Genomic DNA, 17,269 nt, shown 5'->3' with positions numbered 1-17,269 from the left:
TCGCTGCCCCGAGATCCTTAAAGCCGTGGCGTGAGTGCGACCCCTCGATGGCCGAAGCCCAAGATCAAGCGAAGAGCGCGCCCGCCAGCCACGCGGCGCTCGCCCGCAAGTACCGCCCGCAAGTCTTTGCCGAGCTGATCGGCCAGGACGCCATGGTGCGGACGCTGCGGAATGCTTTCTCGAGCGGCCGCATCGCCCAAGCCTATATGCTCACGGGGGTGCGCGGCGTCGGTAAGACCACTACCGCCCGCCTCATCGCCCGCGCGCTCAACTACGAAGGGCCGAACGGCGAAGGTGCCACCCTCGACATCACCGGAGAGGGTGCTCATTGCCGCGCCATCCTGGAGAGCCGCCATCTCGACGTGGTCGAGATGGACGCCGCCTCCCACACTGGCATCGACGACGTGCGCGATCTCATCGATAGCGCGCACTACAAGCCGAACTCCGCCCGCTACAAGGTCTACATCATCGACGAGGTGCACATGCTGTCGAAGCAGGCCTTCAATGGCTTGCTCAAAACGCTGGAAGAGCCGCCGGAGCATGTGAAGTTCATTTTCGCCACCACCGAGGCGCGCAAGGTCCCGGTCACCGTCCTGTCGCGCTGCCAGCGCTTCGATCTGAAGCGCATCGAGATCGAGGCGTTGATCGAGCATCTCGCCCGCATCGCCAAGGAAGAAGGCGCCGAGGCCGATCCCGCGGCGCTGGCGCTGATCGCCCGCGCGGCGGAAGGCTCCGTGCGCGACGCGCTCTCCATCCTCGACCGCGCTATCGCTTTCGGCGAAGGCAAGATCGCGGCGGACACGTTGCGCGAACTTCTCGGCCTTGCCGACCGTGCCCGCATCTTCGATCTGCTCGAGACGGTGCTCAAAGGCGACGCCGGCGGCGCGCTCACCACGTTCGACCAATTGAACAGAGACGGCGCCGAGCCCGGCCAAGTGGTTACGGACTTGGCGGACGCCGTCCATGCGGTGACCGTGGTGAAGGCCGCAGGAATCGCGAGCGCCGATCCGGCCACGAGCGAGGCTGAGCGCGCCCGCATCGAGGACCTTGCCAAGCGCCTCTCCATGCCGGTGCTGGCGCGCGCCTGGCAGATGCTGCTCAAGGGCCACGACGAGGTGCGCAACTCGCCGCGCCCGCAGGCCGCCGCCGACATGGTGCTGGTGCGCCTCGCTTATGCCGCCGATCTGCCGCCGCCCGGCGAGCTTGCTCGCCAGTTGAAAGAGGGTAGCGCTGGCGGAAACGGCGCCGCACGGTCCGCGCCGTCAACGCCGGAGCGCGCGCCCGCGCGCGCTGAAGCGCGGGACGAAGTCCAAGACGAACCTCAAGAGAAAGCCCAAGACGCAGCCCAAGACGCAGCTCGAGACGAAGCTCAACACAGGGCGCCGCCCGAAAGCGAGAATCCCGCGCCGCCGTCGGCCTTGCCGGCCCCGCAGAGCTTCGAGGACCTCGTGGCCTTGGTGGACGACAAGCGCGATCTCAAGCTCAAGAACGCGCTGCTGGAGCAGGTGCGCGTGGTGCGCTTCAAGCCGGGCCATATCGAGGTCAATCCTCTGCCCGTTGCGGCCCCCGATCTCTTGCAGGAGTTGATGCGCAAGCTCAAAGCCTGGACAGGGCGGGTATGGATCGTATCGACCAGCGATCAGGAAGGTGCCGAGCCCTTGGGGGCCAAGCGCCGGGCGCAGGCCGAGCGCGAGATGGAGCAGCTGCGCGCGCACCCCGCGGTGCAAGAAGTGCTGCAACATTTCCCCGATGCCCGCATCGCGGCGGTGCGCTCCACGGCGGACGCGGCGCCCGACGATGGCGCCGGCGTCGAGGCCGCGCCGGAAGAAGACCTCAAGGACGATGGGACGAATTAGGAATACGAGAACCCGATGAAAAACTTCACGCAAATGATGAAGCAGGCGCAGGAACTGCAAGGCCGTATGGCCGACATGCAGGCCGAGATGGAGCGCCTGGCCTGCGAAGGCCGTTCCGGCGGCGGCATGGTGGTGGTGACGCTCAACGGCAAGGGCGAGATGGCGGGCGTCAAGATCGACCCGTCCCTGCTCAAGCCCGAAGAAGGCGAGATCCTGGAGGATCTCATCGCCGCCGCACACGCCGACGCCAAGACCAAGGTCGAAGACGCGACGAAAGAGAAGATGCAGGCGCTGGCCGGGGGTCTTCCCCTGCCGCCCGGCCTCAAGCTCTTCTAGCCAAAAGATGGCGCGCGCGGCGGCAGGCCCCGAGATCGAGCGCTTGATTCAGCTCCTGGCGCGGCTGCCGGGGCTCGGGCCCCGCTCTGCCCGGCGCGCGGCGCTGCATCTTGTGAAGAAAAAGGAGCAGCTGCTCGATCCGCTGGCCGCGGCGCTCGCCGAGACCCGCGACACCATCCTCACCTGCGAAACCTGCGGCAATATCGACACGCAAAGCCCCTGCACGCTGTGTCGCGACAACACGCGCGACCGTTCCATGATCTGCGTGGTGGAGGAGGTGGGCGACCTCTGGGCGCTGGAGCGCGCCGCGGTGATCAACGGGCTCTACCATGTGCTCGGCGGCACGCTCTCGCCGCTCGACGGCGTCGGCCCCGACGACCTCACCATCCCCAAGCTGATCGACCGCGCTGGCGATCCGGAAGTCACCGAAGTGCTGCTGGCGCTCAACGCCACCGTGGAAGGCCAATCCACCGCGCACTACCTGATGGATCAGCTTGCCGGCTGCAATGTCGCGGTGTCGCGGCTGGCTCAGGGCGTGCCCATCGGCGGCGAGCTCGACTATCTCGACGAAGGCACGCTGGCCGCCGCCGTCAAAGCCCGCAAGGCGATGTAACGACGAAGCCGTCATCCTCACGAAAGTCGGGATCCAGAGCAATAAGCGGCGTGACTTGAATCCTGGATTCCGGATTACGCCGGAATGACCGAGATGCGTGCACTATGGATTCGCTGGCGGTGCGCCGCCGCCGCGCAAGGCCTCTTCGACTTGCGTCTTGCACTCCGGCGTGAAGTTGGCGCGGGCGAGCGTCTCGATAAACGATTCTTGCTCTGACGTGGCGCCGAGGAACAGCCCGCCCATGCCGCCGATCAGCAGGCAGGTAAGCCCGACCACGATAAAGACCAGCAGACGGTCGAAGCTCATGTGGATTTCTCCTTGAGACGTTCGAGCTCTTCGAGTTCTTCGGCGTCCGGAAGACGCTTGTCCGTCCACGGCGCCACCTTCAGCAACAGCAGCATGCCGGGGATCGCCACGATGGTGCAGAGGATGAAGAACTGCGTCCACCCCACGGCTTCCACGATAAAGCCGGTCGATGCATTGGCCACCGTGCGTGGCACCGCGATGAAACTCGAGAACAGGGCAAATTGCGTGGCCGTAAAGGCTCTGCTGGTTTCGCGCGCCATGAAGGCGGTCAGCGCGATCGTGCCAAGCCCGACGCCGAGATACTCGCCGCTGACCACGACGAACAGCCCCGGCAGCGAATGTCCGGCCTGGCTCAGCCAGATATAGGGAAGGATGGTGAAGACCTGCACGAAGCCGAACAGCCACAGCGCCCGGTTGATGCTCACCTTGAGCATGATGATGCCGCCGAGCACGCCGCCGGCGATGCTGGCCCATAGGCCTGCCACCTTCGCCACGGAACCGATCTCGCTTAAGGAGTAGCCCATATCGATGTAGAAGGGCGTCGCCAGCGCCGTGGCCATATTGTCCCCCAGCTTGTAGAGGAACAGAAAGGCCAGGATGGCCAACCCGGCCTTGATCCCGCCGTCGCGGCTGAAGAACTCGACGAAGGGATCGATCACCGCCTCTCGCAGAGTGTGCGGCGCCAGCGCGTCGTCGCTCACTTCTCTGATCATCAATGTCGTGACGATGCCGACCAGCATGAAGGCGCCCGTGACCCAGAACACCACCGTCCAGGGCTGATGGTCGGCCAGGATCAGGGCCAGAGAGCCCGGCACCAGTCCGGAAAGCCGGTAGGCGTTCACGAAGATGGACGTGCCGGTCCCGAGCTCGTCGTCGGCAAGGAGCTCCCGCCGGTAAGCGTCGATGACGATGTCTTGGCTCGCGCCGAACAGGGCGACCACGAACACGACCGCGACGATGACTTGGAGCGAGATGGACGGATCGAACTGGCCCAACACGCCGATCGCAAGCAGCAGCACCACCTGCGTCAGCAGTGCCCAGCCCCGCCGGCGCCCCAGGAACGGCAGTTTGTAGCGGTCCATCAGAGGGGACCAGACGAATTTCCAGGTATAGGGCAGCCCGATCAGGGCGAAGAGGCCGATCGTGGCCAGGTTCACGTCGTTGCTGCGCAACCAGGCGGGCACGAGGGAAATCAGGACATAGAGCGGCATGCCCGAGGTGAAGCCCAGGAAGATGCAGGCGAGCATCTTCCGGTTGAACAGGATCTCCGTCCAACTGCGCGTCACGTCGGCCAAGCCCGATTGTTCTGTCGTACCCCCGGTCTCCGTCATGGATGGTTCTTATCAGCCGCCAGCGGTTTCGTCATGCCGTCTCACCGAATGCCATCTCACCGTTGTCATCGCCCGGCTTGACCGGGCGGTCCAGTAACCACAGCCGGTTCTAGCAACGATGATCGGTGGTTACTGGATGCCCGCTGGAGCCTGTCATCGGGCCGGCCAAAGGCCGTACCCGTTGGCGGGCATGACAACAGAGAGTGCAGAGGGGCCGAAAACGATGAGGCACCTGCCCCAAGATCTCTCTTGCGAATAAGTTGCAATTGCAGCTATGATACATTAGAAACGGGGCTTCTTGGGTCATTAGGAGGACTGTTTGACGTTAGACTGGGTTCGGCGGCTCACCCGACTGGGCGCCGTGATGGCGATCTTGAGCTTGGGCACGCTGGCTGCATGCGGCGAGCCCACAAGCGATTCCGCGGACGACGGCAAGTTCCGCGTGGTCACCACCTTCACGGTCATCCAGGACATCGCCCAGAACGTCGCCGGCGATGCGGCGGTGGTGGAGTCCATCACCAAGCCCGGCGCCGAGATCCACGACTATCAGCCGACGCCGCTCGACATCGTCAAGGCGCAGGACGCCGGCCTCGTGCTGTGGAACGGCTTCAACCTCGAGCGCTGGTTCGAGAAGTTTTTTCACAATGTGAAGGACGTGCCGAGCGTGGTGGTGAGCGACGGTGTCGAGCCCATGGGCATCACCGAGGGGCCGTATAACGGCAAGCCCAACCCCCATGCCTGGATGTCGCCGTCGAGCGCGTTGATCTATGTGGAGAACATTCGCAAGGCGTTCGCCGAGCACGACCCGAAGAACGCGGAGACCTACAACAAGAACGCGGCTGCCTACGCCGAGAAAATCAAGGCGATGGATGCGCCCTTGCGCAAGCGGCTGTCCGCCATCCCCAAAGACAAGCGCTGGCTCGTCACATCCGAAGGCGCCTTCGCCTATCTCACGCGCGATTACGATATGCGCGAAGCCTATCTCTGGCCCATCAACGCCGACCAGCAGGGCACGCCGCAACAGGTGCGCCACGTGATCGAGCTGGTGCGCGACAACGGCATCCCCGTGGTGTTCTCGGAGAGTACGATCTCGGATCGGCCCGCCAGGCAAGTCGCCAAGGAATCCGGCGCGCGCTATGGCGGCGTGCTCTATGTGGACTCGCTCTCGACCGAGGATGGACCCGTGCCCACCTATCTCGATCTCCTGCGCGTGACCGTGGAGACCATCGCCGCAGGGTTTGAAGACAAAGGGCTCGAAGATGAGCCCGCTTGATCTCCTGACGCGCAACGAGGTGCCCACGCTTCCTGCGAGCGTCGAGGTGCGCGACCTGAGCGTCACCTATCCCAACGGCTTCACCGCGGTGCATGACGCGTCCTTCGCGCTCGGCCCTGGCACGATCTGCGCCCTTGTCGGCGTCAACGGCAGCGGCAAGTCCACCATCTTCAAGGCCATCATGGGCTTCGTGAAGCCGTCCGCCGGCGAGGTCAGGCTGTGCGGTCTTCCGGTGGACGAGGCCATCTCGCAGAACATCGTCGCCTATGTGCCCCAGAGCGAGGACGTCGATTGGAACTTCCCCGTCCTGGTCGAGGACGTGGTGATGATGGGCCGTTACGGCCACATGAATTTCCTGCGCGTGCCGACACGGGAGGACCGCCGCAAGGTGGACCAGGCCCTGGAGCGCGTCGGCATGAGCGCTTACCGCGAGCGGCAGATCGGCGAACTGTCCGGCGGCCAGAAGAAGCGCGTTTTCCTCGCCCGCGCTCTGGCTCAAGAAGGCCGCATCATCCTGCTCGATGAGCCGTTCACCGGCATCGACGTCACCACCGAGACCGCGATCATCGATCTCTTGCGGGAGCTGCGCGCGTCCGGTCACCTGATGCTGGTCTCGACCCACAATCTCGGCAGCGTGCCGGACTTCTGCGATCAGGTCGTGCTGCTCAACCGCACGGTGCTGGCCGCCGGGCCCACGGCGGAAACTTTCACCCAGGAGAACCTGGAGCGCACCTTCGGTGGCGTGCTGCGTAATTTCGAGCTCGGCGGCCATGCGCTGCACGAGGACGACGACACGCGCAAGCTCACCGTGCTCACCGACGATGAGCGGCCGCTGGTCATCTATGGCGGCAAGGCCAAGAGGCGCAAAGAAGATCAGGACCGCCCGGAATGAGCGCCGTCTTCTCCGAACTCCTGATCCCGTTCAGCTACGACTATATGTGGAAGGCCATGTGGGTCAGCGCGCTCGTGGGGGCGGTCTGCGCCTTCCTGTCCGCCTATCTCATGTTGAAGGGCTGGTCGCTGATGGGCGATGCGCTGGGCCACTCCATCGTGCCGGGCGTGGCCGGCGCCTATATCATCGGCGCGCCGTTTGCCGCGGGCGCCTTCTTCGCCGGCATTCTCGCGGCGCTCTCAATGATCTTCGTCAAGCAGCATTCGCGCCTGCGCGAGGACGCCATTATCGGTCTCGTCTTCACCACGCTGTTCGCGCTCGGCCTTCTGATGGCCTCGTTGCATCCGACTTCCGTATCGATCCAGACCATCGTGCTCGGCAACATCCTCGCTATTCCCGACGAGGATGCCATGCAGGTCGTGATCATCGCCGGCGTGTCCTTCATCATCCTGGCCTTCATCTGGAAGGACCTGATGGTCACGTTCTTCGACGAGACCCATGCGAGGAGCATCGGCATCAACACTTGGGCCTTGAAGATCGTCTTCTTCACGCTGCTCAGCGCCTGCACCGTGGCGGCGCTCCAGACCGTGGGCGCCTGCCTTGTGATCGCCATGGTGGTGACGCCGGGCGCCACCGCCTATCTGCTCACCGACCGCTTCAGTAGGCTTATTCTGATTGCCATCGCCATCGGCGCGGGGACCAGCTTCGTCGGCGCCTATCTCTCCTATTTCGTCAACGGCGCCACGGGCGGGGTCATCGTTACCCTGCAAACCCTGCTCTTTCTCACCGCCTTCTATTTCGCGCCGAGGCACGGCGTGCTGGCCGCGCGCCGCAAGCGTCACGCGGTGCCGGAGGCCGCCGCATGATGGATCCGGTCGCCTTCTTCGCCGAGCCTCTTGCCTATGGCTTCATGCAGCGTGCGCTCGGCATGGCGCTGCTCGTCGCCACCGTCTGCGCCGTGCTCTCCTGCTATCTCGTGCTCAAGGGCTGGTCGCTCATGGGCGACGCCATCTCGCACGCCGTGCTGCCCGGCATCGTCATCGCCTTCGTGCTGGGCATCCCGCTGGTCATCGGCGCCTTCGTCGCGGGGCTCGCCTGCGCGCTTGCGACCGGCTACCTCAAGGACAACAGCCGCGTAAAAGAAGACACGGTCATGGGCATCGTGTTCTCCGGCATGTTCGGCTTCGGTCTGGTGCTGTTCACCAAGGTTGAGACCGACCAGCACTTGAACCACATTTTGTTCGGCAATGTGCTGGGCGTCACCGCGGCCGACCTCATAGAAACCGCGATCATCGCCGGCGGCACCCTCCTCATCGTGCTCGTCAAGCGCCGCGATCTCTTGCTCTATTGCTTCGATCCCAATCATGCGCGCGCCATCGGCTTGCCCGTGCGCGTCCTGCATTACGGCCTGCTGATCTTGCTGTCGCTGACCATCGTCAGCTCGATCAAAGCCGTCGGCATCATTTTGGTGATTGCCATGCTGATCGCGCCCGGCGCCACGGCCTATCTGCTGACCGACCGCTTCGGCAGGATGCTGGTGATCGCGGTGGCTGTGGCGTGCAGCTCCGCCGCGCTCGGCACGCTCATCAGCTTCCACATCGACGGCGCGACCGGCGCCTGTATCGTGCTGGTGCAGGCGTCCGTCTTCCTCGCCGCGTTCCTGTTCGCGCCGAAGCGCGGGCTCTGGGCGCTTAAGAGGCTGCAGCCTTCTAAGCCCGCTGGTGGCGGCGCGCCGGCGCCGCTCGATCTGTTCGGTAATCCGCGGAGCCTCAGCTTTGCGTCTGGGGGCCCGAGCGCCGCAAAATCTCGAAGATCAAGGCCGTCGACCAGCCGATCAGCATGACCCCGTTCAGCGCCGTCAGGGGCCCGAGCAGATGCCATTCCGGCACCGGCACAGTGTCGCCATAGCCGAGCGTCGTGTAGTTGCCGAAGGCGAAATAGATCAGATCCGTGCCCGGCGGCGTGGCGCCCACCCAGTGATATGTGTAAGCCCACAGCACCACCTCGCTGAAATGCCCGGCCACGAGCAGCGTGCCGGTGGCCACGATCACCAGCGTGTAGCGCAGGAAGCTCGGTGCCGAGCCGCCTTCCATCCTCAAGCGCCGCACGGTGGCGACGATGGCGCCCACGAGCACGGCGTGGATGATGAGATTGGCCAGGCTCGCGCCGCCGCCCACGACGACCTGATCGAACATCGAGCCGTCCATGGTTTCGAGCATTATTCGCCTGCCAACAAATCTGGTTGCCGGATGATGCGCGGGCCCTCGCGGCGCGGCCTGGGCGCCGGTTGGACTTGGGGCGCAGGCGGGGCTTGGGGCACAGGCCGGGCTTGGGCCGCGGGCGGTGCCGGTGTCGCCGCCACCTGCGGCTGCGCGCTGCCGTTCTTCTTCGCGATCTCGGCTTTGGCCTCCTCTTCGAAGTCGAGACTTTCGATCTTCTGCCCGCGCTTGGTGATCTTATCCGAGGAGGTGAGGATTTTGTCGATATCCGCGTTCGCCTGGCCAAAATGCCGTTGCAGGTCGAGCACCCGGTCGCGGAAGCGTCCCATGTCCTCCATCAGCGTCGCCACCTCGCGCTGGATGAGATGCGCCTGCTCGCGCATCTGCACGTCTTTGAGGATGGCCTGCATGGTCTGCACCGCGAGCATCAACATGTTCGGCGCGCAGATGACGATGCGCGCCCGGTGCGCCTTCTGCACGATGTCCGAGAAATGTTCGGCGAGGTCTGCGTAGATCGCCTCCGACGGCACGAACAGGATGGCGGTGTCCTGCGTCTCGCCGGCGATCAGATAGCGCTCGGCCATCGCTTCGATGTGGCGGCCCACGTCGGTCCGCACCTGCCGCGCCGCCACCTTTTTCTCCTCGTCGCGGCGGGCGACACGGTAGGCCTCGAAACCTTCCAGCGGGAATTTGGCGTCGATCACCACACCCGCCGGCGTATTGGGCATATGCAGGAGGCAGTCCGGTCGCTTGCCGTTGGAAAGCGTCGCCTGGAACGTGTAGGCGCCCACCGGCAGGCCGTCCTGGACGATGGCCTCCATGCGCATCTGGCCGAAGGCGCCGCGCGCCTGCTTGTTGGCCAATATTTCCTGAAGGCTCACCATGTTGCTGGAGAGGTCCGTCAGGTTCTTCTGCGCCGTGTCGATCACCGCCAGCCGCTCGTTGAGCTTGGAGATGGATTCGTGCGTCTTGCGCGCCGTCTCGTTGAGGTCGGTGCCCACTTTGTGGGTCATGCGGTCGAGCCGCTCGTTCACCGCCCGCGCCAGCTCTCCGTGTCGCGTGACGCTGATCTCGGCAAGCGTCTGCAGCCGCACTTTCAGTTCGCCGAGGTGGGCGTCGCTGGTGGAGGCCTCCTGCTTGCGCCGGCTCATATGCACGATGAGCACGATCGCCAGGACGATGAGCGCAACAACGGCGAGGCCCGCGAGCGCGAGACCGATAAGTACGGGATCGAGCGTGACGCTCCCCACCTGCAAGGGCTCTAAAGCCATGGGAAAAGCTATAGGCTGATTCGCCGGTTCAGACCAAAACAGGAACACGCGGCGGAGCCGATGGAAGAAACGGGCGCATTGACCGGAACGCGCCCGGTCCTTATGTCAGCCTGAACCCAATGTCAGCCTGAAGCATGGCCTCGATCTATCCCATCATCACCATCCCGGATCCGGTGTTGCGCACCACAGCCGAGCCCGTCGAGCGGGTCGACGACGAATTGCGCACGCTGATGGACGACATGCTTGCCACCATGTACGACGCCCCGGGCGTGGGGCTGGCCGCCCCGCAGATCGGCATCTCGCGGCGGGTTATTGTCATGGACGCGGCCCGCGACGAAGATCCGCCGGACCCGATCGTCATGGCCAACCCGGAAATCCTGGCCCTCTCCGACGAACTGCGGACACACGAGGAGGGCTGCCTGTCTATCCCCGAGGTTACGGCGGAAGTGGAGCGCCCGGCCGTGGCGCGCGTCGCCTTCCTGGACCGTGAAGGCAAGCCGCAGGAGGTCGAGCTCGAAGACATCTGGGCCACGATCGTCCAGCACGAGATCGATCACCTGAACGGCGTCCTGTTCATCGACTATCTGTCGCGGCTGAAGCGCGACATGATCGTCAAGAAGTTCACCAAGCATAAGCGCGCCGAGGCGATGTAGGGCGGATAGGCATTTGCCAACTGGCGCCCGATTTGATATCATTGATATCAAATGACCGACCTGCTGATCCGCAATCTCGATCCCAAGCTCAAGCGGCGCCTCGAGGCTCTGGCGCGCCGAAGCGGCCGCAGCTTGTCCGATGAAGCCGAGGACTTGCTCGGCCGGGCCATGGCCGAGAGTCCGCGCCCCGCCCGCGGCCTTGGCAGCGCGCTGGTGGAACGTTTGCGGCCGGTTGGTGGGGTGGAGCTTGAGGAACCGCCCGACCAGCTGCCGCGGCGCCCGCCTGATTTCGAATGATCGTTCTCGATACGAACGTCGTTTCGGAGACGATGCGGCGTGTCCCCGACCCGGCGGTCATCGGCTGGCTCGACAATCAGCCTTGGAATGAGCTTTATCTTTGTGCGCCGGTTCTGGCCGAGATCGGCTACGGCATCGCTCGGCTGGAAGACTCGCGACGCAAGCGGACCCTGCTGCGCGCCTACCGCCAGATCATCGATGAAGATTTCGAAGACCGCGTCTTGCCATTCGACACTATCGCGGCCGAGGCTTACGGAGATCTGGTTGCGAAGCTCGAAAACGACGGCAAGACCATCGAAACGATCGACGCCATGATCGCAGCCGTCGCTCAGGCCAACGGCGCGACGCTGGCAACCCGCAACACGGCTCACTTCAGGCATACTGGCCTCAGCCTGATTGATCCCTTTAGTAGGGACTGACCCCCATGCGCATCGTCTTCATGGGCACGCCGGACTTTGCCGTGCCGGCTCTGCAGGCCCTCCGTAAAGCGGGCCACGAGATCGTGGCGGTCTATTCGCAGCCGCCGCGCGCCGCCGGCCGCGGCATGGCATTGCGCAAATCTCCGGTGCATGAAGCCGCTGAAGCCGCAGGCCTCGAGGTGCGCGTGCCCGACGGCCTCAAGAGCGAGGCCGAGCAGAAGCGTTTTGCCGATCTCAAGGCCGATGCCGCGGTTGTCGTCGCCTATGGCCTGATCCTGCCGAAGCCGGTCCTGGAAGCGACCAAGCAAGGCGTCTTCAATATCCATGCGTCGCTGCTGCCGCGCTGGCGCGGCGCCGCCCCCATCAACCGCGCCATCATGGCGGGCGACGCGGTCACCGGCGTTGCCATCATGCGCGTCACCGAAGGACTCGACGCCGGCCCGGTGTGTTTGGTCGAACGTATGGAGATCGGCCCGAACATGACAGCCGGCGAATTGCACGAGGTGCTTGCCGAGCACGGCGCGGCGCAGATGGTCAAAGCACTGGCCGCGCTGGAAGACGGCACGCTCGACTGTCAGGCGCAGAACGACGCGGACGTCACCTATGCCGCGAAGCTCGACAACAAGGAGACGCGCATCGCCTGGACGCTTCCCGCGCAAGAGGTGCACGACCATATCCGCGGGCTCGCCCCTTATCCCGGCGCCTGGTTTGAGTTCGAGCAGGGCGGCAGGCGCGAGCGCGTGAAGGTTCTGGGCTCCGTGCTCGCCGAAGGCAGCGGCGTGGCCGGCACGTTGCTTGACGAGCGCCTGACGGTCGCCTGCGGCAAGGGCGCGGTGCGGCTGACCAAGGTGCAGCGCGCCGGGCGAAAAGCCACGGCGGGCGAAGCCTTCCTGCGCGGAACCTCGTTGCGCCCAGGCACGGTGATTGATTGAATCCCGCCACGCGTCATGGCCGGGCTTGTCCCGGCCATCCACGTCTTTCAATGTGCCACGGTCCGAAATCGTGGATGCCCGGCACGAAGCCGGGCATGACGAAGACCTGATTGAGCCGACTGTTTAGCCATGCCCCGCTACAAGCTCACTCTCGAATATGACGGCACGCCCTTCGTCGGCTGGCAGCTTCAAGACGGCCAGATGTCGGTTCAGGGCCGGCTCGCGAAAGCCATCGTGGATTTCTCCGGCGAGGACGTGACGCCGCGCGGGGCCGGGCGCACCGATGCCGGCGTGCATGCGCTCGGCCAGGTCGCCCATTTCGATCTCGCCAAGGACTGGGCGCCCAACAAGGTCCGCGATGCGCTGAATGCCCAAGTGCGGCCCGAGCCGATATCCGTCCTGACCTGTGAGCGCGCCGCGGACGACTTCGATGCGCGTTTCTCGGCCAAGGCTCGGCATTATCTCTATCGCATCATCGATCGTCGCAGCCCCCTGGCGCTGGAGCGCAACCGCGCCTGGGGCGTGTTCCGCCCCCTCGACGCCAAGGCGATGCACGAGGCGGCGCAAGTGCTCGTCGGCCATCACGACTTTACGACGTTTCGCTCCATCGAGTGCCAGGCCGCGTCACCCGAGAAGACGCTTCAAAGGCTGGAGGTGTCGCGCCACGGCGAGGTTCTAAGGATCGAGGCCTCCGCCCGGTCTTTCCTGCACAATCAGGTGCGCTCCATGGTCGGCTCGCTGAAAGCCGTGGGCGAGGGCCGCTGGACCAGGGCGGATTTGCAAAAGGCCTTGGACGCCCGCGACCGCGCGGCTTGCGGTCCCGTGGCGCCCGCTTGCGGGCTCTACCTTGTTCGCGTGGATTATTGATAGGCGCGTGCCGGACCGGCGCCGGACTACGCCGACTGCTTGAGCCAGGGCACGCGCCGTTTCTTGGAGACGATGTCCCAGGCCACGTTGATCTGCTTCAGCCGGCGTTCGCGTAAAGTGCGATCCTCTTCATCGATCGCGTGGTCGGGATGCAGCGCGCGGCGCAGCCGCGTGACGGTGGTCTTCATCGCGTCCCGGCTGGCATCGGGATCGACGCCGAGCACGTCGAGCGCTTCGAGCGTCGTGCGCGGCAGCCAGCCCTCGTCCCACAGGCGTAAGCGGCTTGCCGTAGCCTCTTTTTGTTGGACCGCCTCCGGGTCGGGCTCCGGATCGGGCGTCCGCACGGCGGGGGGCTGCGCCGGTCCGCGCAATTGCAGGAACGTGGCGGGCATCGGCAGCCGTTCCATCAACCTGCGCCGTCCCAGAAGAAGGGTGGCGGACAAAGCGAACAGGAGGGCGAGCGTCCACGTGAACACCGTCGAGGCGTCCTGCCACAGCGCGGCGCTCGCGCTGGACTTCGGCAGCGCGCCCGTCACCTCGGAATCGACCTCGATTTTCAGGGCCCGGTGCTCCGCAACCTCCGCGGGCTTTTGCTTGGCCGGAGACTTGGCCGACGCCTTGTCGGCCACGGTCTGATCGGCGGCCTCCGCTTTGCTCTCCGTTGAGGGCGTGGCCGCTGGTTCAGGCGCCGCCGGTTCTGGGGCAGTTGGTTCGGGGCGTGTCTCGATCGCGGCGACCTGAGACGGCGCCGTCACCTCCGGCTTCTTGGGCGGCAGGGGCATGTCGGCAACCACAGGCGCTGTCCGCTTGAAGCGAGCGACCTTCATGGGGTTGGGCGCAAAGCCGCGCGGGAAGGCGAGACCCCCTGCCCCTGGCCGGTAGGGCCCCGCGCGCCCCGGAGGGCCGTATGCCGGCCCGCCGTTTGGGCCGGCATAGGCATCTCCTGCGCTCTCAGCGAGGATCGGCGACAGGGCGGCCACGACCGATTGCCAGCTCGTCCTGACCCCGCCGCAGTCGAGATCGAAGCGATGGACGGACCAGTTGTGGCACTTCCGGGGGTCGTAGGGGGAGCAGGTGGTCAGCCGCTTGTGCTCCGCACGGCCGAAAATCTGGTAGGCCCGCGGCGCGCTCGGCGCGAGCGAAACCTGCCCGCCAATGACGCCGCAAGAGAAGGGCATCACCAGCTGTTCCCCGGCTGTCACCGGGCCGGTCAAGGCGGCGCCGATAGCCAAGCCGAAGAGAAGCGTTCTGACGGTCTCGCGCAATCCGAAATCCCCGAGAGCTCTTGAGCCCCACTCTTCGAAAAAACCGTGGCGGCCATATGATGAAAACTGGCCGAAAACGTCTTATTGCACCCCGAATCCCGGCGTCAATGCTGCACGCAAAACGTTTCTCAGGAGCTAAAGACTTGAGGCGCTTTGGACGGACGCTCGGGGCGGAGCGCGGCCTCTCGACCGCGCCGCCACGGCCTCTGCCTGAAGAAGCCCGGCATTTGCAGGGCGCTCCCGCAACAAGCGCTTCCAGATCCTACTGGACGGGAACGGAGAACAGCATCTCCGCACGCTTTGCTCCGAGTTCAGTCAACTTGATACACCATGCCGGCCACGGGATCGGGCGCCGTACGAACTCAACTAGACCTTCCTGCTCAAGTTTCAGGAACACTTCTCGGATCGTTGCGATGCCGACGATGGACATGCTGCCAAGCTGGACGAATTGCTCGTCTCGGCATTCGTACATCTCATGCAGAAAGAAACGTGCCTCGTCCTGAATCGTCTCCCTTTCCCTCAGGTCAAAGTCGCCCCGATGTTCTAGGTTATTCATTTTCTGGGGTCTCCTTTCGGACAAACCAGCTTAGTGGCCTGCACATAAGATACGCCTCGATCCCTGATCAGCCGCACAGCCTCAAGCTTGAACTCGCGTGTAAACTTCCGTCGTTCCATGACCCACCTCCAGTTCCATCAAAACACCTAACTCGGTGTCTTTGGAACCGGGTGCAGGCCATAGCGCTTGGGCTAGTGACTAAAGGCGGTGAGAACACCCGACAATTGTCGCTAGTCCAGCACCAGGGCCGAGGGTCAGTTCCGCGAACCTCGCCGATGGGCACTTGGCGGGCGCCAGCCTGCTCTGCCATCCTATTCGAGCGGGGGAGCCCAACCGAGGGAGGCTCCAATGGAAGACCAGGCCGAAGGCATTGCCCGTATTGTGCGGGAAGGCGACGAGCTGCAAGAGCGCATCGAAGCCGATGCGAAAGCCACCGCCCATGCGCTGATCCAGGGCTATCTAGGGCCCGATCACAAAGTCACGAATATGCAGAGCTTCTATTCGGGGCTTGTGCAAGCGCTCAAAAGGGCACGCGAGCAGGCGCAGCGCGAATAGTGCGGGAGGCGTTGATGCCATCGTGGCGTCACTGCATGTTGGATGACTTGAATGCTCGCCTTAACGCAGTCCGAAGAAAGACAGCAAGACTAGGACGACCACGATCACGCCAATGATCCAGAATATGTTGTGCATGAGATAATCCCTTCGACTGAAGCTTCAACATTCGAAGACACAAATGGTTCCTCAAGCGCGACCCAAAGCAACCTCTGGTGTGTCTTCCCCCACGAATGCCATAGCAGGATTAAATCGCTGCGGGTGTTCTATTGAGCACAGATAAGTTGTGCCAAGGCGACTAGATTGACTAAAGACCGCGTGCCCTCAGCCCCCCGTTCATACGAGCCCACTCAAATGTCGCCAAGGCGACAAGCGCCGTGGTTTCCCGCGAAGTCGATTGAAGCAAAGGAACCCATGATGGCGGTTTGCAATCCTGCCCGGCACTTGGCCGTTATGAACGAGTTCGGATCAAACCCCGGTTCATTGCGGGCAAAGACCTACATCCCTGAAAACTTCCCAAAAGGCGGTCCGCTCGTCGTCGTGCTGCACGGCTGCAGGCAGACGGCAGGGAGCTATGACTATGGGTCCGGATGGTCCGCACTCGCCGATCAACATGGTATTGCGCTCCTGTTTCCTGAGCAAAGTCAGTCCAATAATCCCATGCGGAGTTTTAACTGGTTCAGGCTGGGCGATAGCCATCGCGGCGGCGGAGAGCCGCTTTCCATCTCACAGATGATCACGCAGGTTGTTGCCGATCACGCTATTGATCGTGATCGTATCTTCATCACCGGACTTTCCTCTGGTGGTGCAATGACCTCGGTCATGCTGGCGACTTATCCGGAGACGTTCGCCGGCGGCGCGATTATTGCTGGGCTGCCCTACAGAAGCGCCAATTCGCTGATGCAGGCCCTCTGTCGCATGAATGGATATGGCGGGCCGTCGGACCGGAAGCTAGACGCGCTGGTCCGCGGCGCCTCGGAAGCTGTCGAGGATTGGCCGACGATTTCCGTCTGGCATGGCAGCAGGGACCATACCGTCCATCCTGCCAACGCCGCTGCCATTGTGAGGCAGTGGCAGACGCTGCACGATGTCGAGGGACCGCCGACGTGAACCGAACTGGTGGATGGTTATCCAAGACAGGTCTGGTGCGACTCTGACGGCTGCGAAGTCATCGAGGAATATTGCATCACGCAAATGGGACATGGTACGCCGCTTGAGGCCGGGGGTGCCGATGGCTACGGAATAAGCGGCAACTACATGCTTGAAGTCGGCATCTCATCTACCCGCCACATAGGGCGTTTCTGGGGGCTGACCCGCTCCATGGAGCCCACGGGCGGAAAGCGCTTGGATTGATGTACATCAAGGACTTTTCGGGATGTTTCCGCCTTGGTATAATAGCCGGCGGCACCAATGGAGCCTGGAATGGCGTTCAACCTTAGAGTCTTTCTCACAGCGGTAAACGGGGGAAAGACCCCCGTAAAATACCGTAAAGGCGAAAATGTCTTCGCCCAAGGCGACCCCTGTGACAGCGTCTTTTACATCCAGAGCGGCAATTGCAAAGTCTCTGTAGTATCGGAGCAAGGCAAGGAAGCGATCGTAGCGCTGCATGGAAAAGGGGACTTCTTTGGCGA

At 63.9% G+C, this 17,269-nt stretch carries 21 protein-coding genes; 15 read left to right on the top strand and 6 right to left on the bottom strand.

Annotated elements, in window-relative coordinates:
- The first annotated feature begins 47 nt into the window (after window positions 1–47).
- From ACSLE4_RS01130 to recR, 3 genes are read left to right on the top strand one after another with little or no spacing between them, the layout of a single operon-like run.
- The gene (locus ACSLE4_RS01130; RefSeq protein ID WP_435902652.1) at window positions 48–1,856 is read left to right on the top strand and encodes a DNA polymerase III subunit gamma/tau; all 1,809 of its coding nucleotides are present in this window, start codon (window positions 48–50) and stop codon (window positions 1,854–1,856) included.
- Between the two features lie 15 nt (window positions 1,857–1,871).
- The gene (locus ACSLE4_RS01125) at window positions 1,872–2,192 is read left to right on the top strand and encodes a YbaB/EbfC family nucleoid-associated protein (RefSeq protein ID WP_435902651.1); all 321 of its coding nucleotides are present in this window, start codon (window positions 1,872–1,874) and stop codon (window positions 2,190–2,192) included.
- Between the two features lie 7 nt (window positions 2,193–2,199).
- On the top strand, window positions 2,200–2,805 hold the full coding sequence (gene recR / locus ACSLE4_RS01120) for a recombination mediator RecR (RefSeq protein WP_435902650.1): 606 nt from the start codon (window positions 2,200–2,202) through the stop codon (window positions 2,803–2,805).
- Between the two features lie 102 nt (window positions 2,806–2,907).
- Here recR and ACSLE4_RS01115 read toward each other — a convergent pair whose 3' ends face one another.
- Both ACSLE4_RS01115 and ACSLE4_RS01110 read right to left on the bottom strand, forming a co-directional pair.
- Window positions 2,908–3,111 (bottom strand): hypothetical protein, encoded by a 204-nt coding sequence (locus ACSLE4_RS01115; RefSeq protein WP_435902649.1) that lies wholly within the window; start codon window positions 3,109–3,111, stop codon window positions 2,908–2,910.
- Complete coding sequence (locus ACSLE4_RS01110; RefSeq protein WP_435902648.1) at window positions 3,108–4,442, bottom strand: AmpG family muropeptide MFS transporter; 1,335 nt, start codon at window positions 4,440–4,442, stop codon at window positions 3,108–3,110. Before ACSLE4_RS01110 ends, ACSLE4_RS01115 begins: the two co-directional genes overlap by 4 nt.
- 364 nt (window positions 4,443–4,806) lie before the next feature.
- Here ACSLE4_RS01110 and ACSLE4_RS01105 point away from each other — a divergent pair, with 364 nt between their 5' ends.
- Genes ACSLE4_RS01105 through ACSLE4_RS01090 form a run of 4 tightly spaced genes read left to right on the top strand, consistent with a single transcriptional unit; the run spans window position 4,807 to window position 8,450 of the window.
- Window positions 4,807–5,715, top strand: a complete 909-nt coding sequence (locus tag ACSLE4_RS01105) for a metal ABC transporter substrate-binding protein (RefSeq protein WP_435902669.1) — start codon at window positions 4,807–4,809, stop codon at window positions 5,713–5,715.
- Entirely contained in the window at window positions 5,702–6,607 is a 906-nt protein-coding gene (locus ACSLE4_RS01100; protein WP_435902647.1) for a manganese/iron ABC transporter ATP-binding protein, read from the top strand. The genes ACSLE4_RS01105 and ACSLE4_RS01100 overlap by 14 nt, the downstream gene beginning before the upstream one ends.
- Window positions 6,604–7,473, top strand: a complete 870-nt coding sequence (locus ACSLE4_RS01095; RefSeq protein WP_435902646.1) for a metal ABC transporter permease — start codon at window positions 6,604–6,606, stop codon at window positions 7,471–7,473. The genes ACSLE4_RS01100 and ACSLE4_RS01095 overlap by 4 nt, the downstream gene beginning before the upstream one ends.
- Window positions 7,470–8,450, top strand: coding sequence for a metal ABC transporter permease (locus ACSLE4_RS01090; RefSeq protein WP_435902645.1), 981 nt, complete (start codon window positions 7,470–7,472; stop codon window positions 8,448–8,450). Before ACSLE4_RS01095 ends, ACSLE4_RS01090 begins: the two co-directional genes overlap by 4 nt.
- Here the strand turns inward: ACSLE4_RS01090 and ACSLE4_RS01085 are convergent.
- The gene (locus tag ACSLE4_RS01085) at window positions 8,377–8,826 is read right to left on the bottom strand and encodes a potassium channel family protein (RefSeq protein ID WP_435902644.1); all 450 of its coding nucleotides are present in this window, start codon (window positions 8,824–8,826) and stop codon (window positions 8,377–8,379) included. The two genes, ACSLE4_RS01090 and ACSLE4_RS01085, sit on opposite strands and share 74 nt — an antisense overlap.
- Window positions 8,826–10,097, bottom strand: coding sequence for a DNA recombination protein RmuC (locus ACSLE4_RS01080; RefSeq protein ID WP_435902643.1), 1,272 nt, complete (start codon window positions 10,095–10,097; stop codon window positions 8,826–8,828). The genes ACSLE4_RS01085 and ACSLE4_RS01080 overlap by 1 nt, the downstream gene beginning before the upstream one ends.
- Window positions 10,098–10,231: 134 nt before the next feature.
- On the opposite strand from ACSLE4_RS01080, the gene def reads away from it, so the two are divergent.
- From def to truA, 5 genes are all read left to right on the top strand, one after another.
- A complete protein-coding gene (gene def / locus ACSLE4_RS01075) occupies window positions 10,232–10,750 on the top strand; it encodes a peptide deformylase (RefSeq protein WP_435902642.1) in 519 nt (172 codons plus the stop codon).
- Between the two features lie 51 nt (window positions 10,751–10,801).
- On the top strand, window positions 10,802–11,047 hold the full coding sequence (locus tag ACSLE4_RS01070; RefSeq protein ID WP_435902641.1) for a FitA-like ribbon-helix-helix domain-containing protein: 246 nt from the start codon (window positions 10,802–10,804) through the stop codon (window positions 11,045–11,047).
- Window positions 11,044–11,466 (top strand): type II toxin-antitoxin system VapC family toxin, encoded by a 423-nt coding sequence (locus ACSLE4_RS01065; RefSeq protein ID WP_435902640.1) that lies wholly within the window; start codon window positions 11,044–11,046, stop codon window positions 11,464–11,466. The genes ACSLE4_RS01070 and ACSLE4_RS01065 overlap by 4 nt, the downstream gene beginning before the upstream one ends.
- Window positions 11,467–11,471: 5 nt before the next feature.
- Window positions 11,472–12,398 (top strand): methionyl-tRNA formyltransferase, encoded by a 927-nt coding sequence (gene fmt / locus ACSLE4_RS01060; protein WP_435902639.1) that lies wholly within the window; start codon window positions 11,472–11,474, stop codon window positions 12,396–12,398.
- A gap of 129 nt (window positions 12,399–12,527) precedes the next feature.
- Window positions 12,528–13,265: a tRNA pseudouridine(38-40) synthase TruA gene (gene truA, locus ACSLE4_RS01055; RefSeq protein WP_435902638.1), complete on the top strand. Its 738-nt coding sequence runs from the start codon at window positions 12,528–12,530 to the stop codon at window positions 13,263–13,265.
- 26 nt (window positions 13,266–13,291) lie between these two features.
- On the opposite strand, the gene ACSLE4_RS01050 is transcribed toward truA, so the two are convergent.
- Together ACSLE4_RS01050 and ACSLE4_RS01045 are read right to left on the bottom strand one after the other, a co-directional pair.
- Window positions 13,292–14,530 carry a hypothetical protein gene (locus ACSLE4_RS01050; protein ID WP_435902637.1) on the bottom strand — a complete coding sequence of 413 codons (1,239 nt, stop codon included), beginning with the start codon at window positions 14,528–14,530 and terminating at the stop codon, window positions 13,292–13,294.
- Between the two features lie 262 nt (window positions 14,531–14,792).
- On the bottom strand, window positions 14,793–15,086 hold the full coding sequence (locus ACSLE4_RS01045) for a hypothetical protein (protein WP_435902636.1): 294 nt from the start codon (window positions 15,084–15,086) through the stop codon (window positions 14,793–14,795).
- A gap of 348 nt (window positions 15,087–15,434) precedes the next feature.
- Between ACSLE4_RS01045 and ACSLE4_RS01040 the strand changes: the two genes are divergently transcribed.
- The 3 genes from ACSLE4_RS01040 to ACSLE4_RS01030 form a co-directional block, all read left to right on the top strand.
- Window positions 15,435–15,641 carry a hypothetical protein gene (locus ACSLE4_RS01040; RefSeq protein ID WP_435902635.1) on the top strand — a complete coding sequence of 69 codons (207 nt, stop codon included), beginning with the start codon at window positions 15,435–15,437 and terminating at the stop codon, window positions 15,639–15,641.
- A gap of 411 nt (window positions 15,642–16,052) precedes the next feature.
- The gene (locus tag ACSLE4_RS01035; protein ID WP_435902634.1) at window positions 16,053–16,748 is read left to right on the top strand and encodes an extracellular catalytic domain type 1 short-chain-length polyhydroxyalkanoate depolymerase; all 696 of its coding nucleotides are present in this window, start codon (window positions 16,053–16,055) and stop codon (window positions 16,746–16,748) included.
- A 312-nt stretch (window positions 16,749–17,060) separates the two neighbouring features.
- On the top strand, window positions 17,061–17,269 hold a 209-nt coding region (locus ACSLE4_RS01030; protein WP_435902633.1), incomplete at its 3' end, for a Crp/Fnr family transcriptional regulator.

Source organism: Methyloceanibacter sp. (genome assembly GCF_051306395.1).
GTDB lineage: Bacteria > Pseudomonadota > Alphaproteobacteria > Rhizobiales > Methyloligellaceae > Methyloceanibacter.
This window is presented reverse-complemented; position numbering and strand designations above follow the sequence as displayed.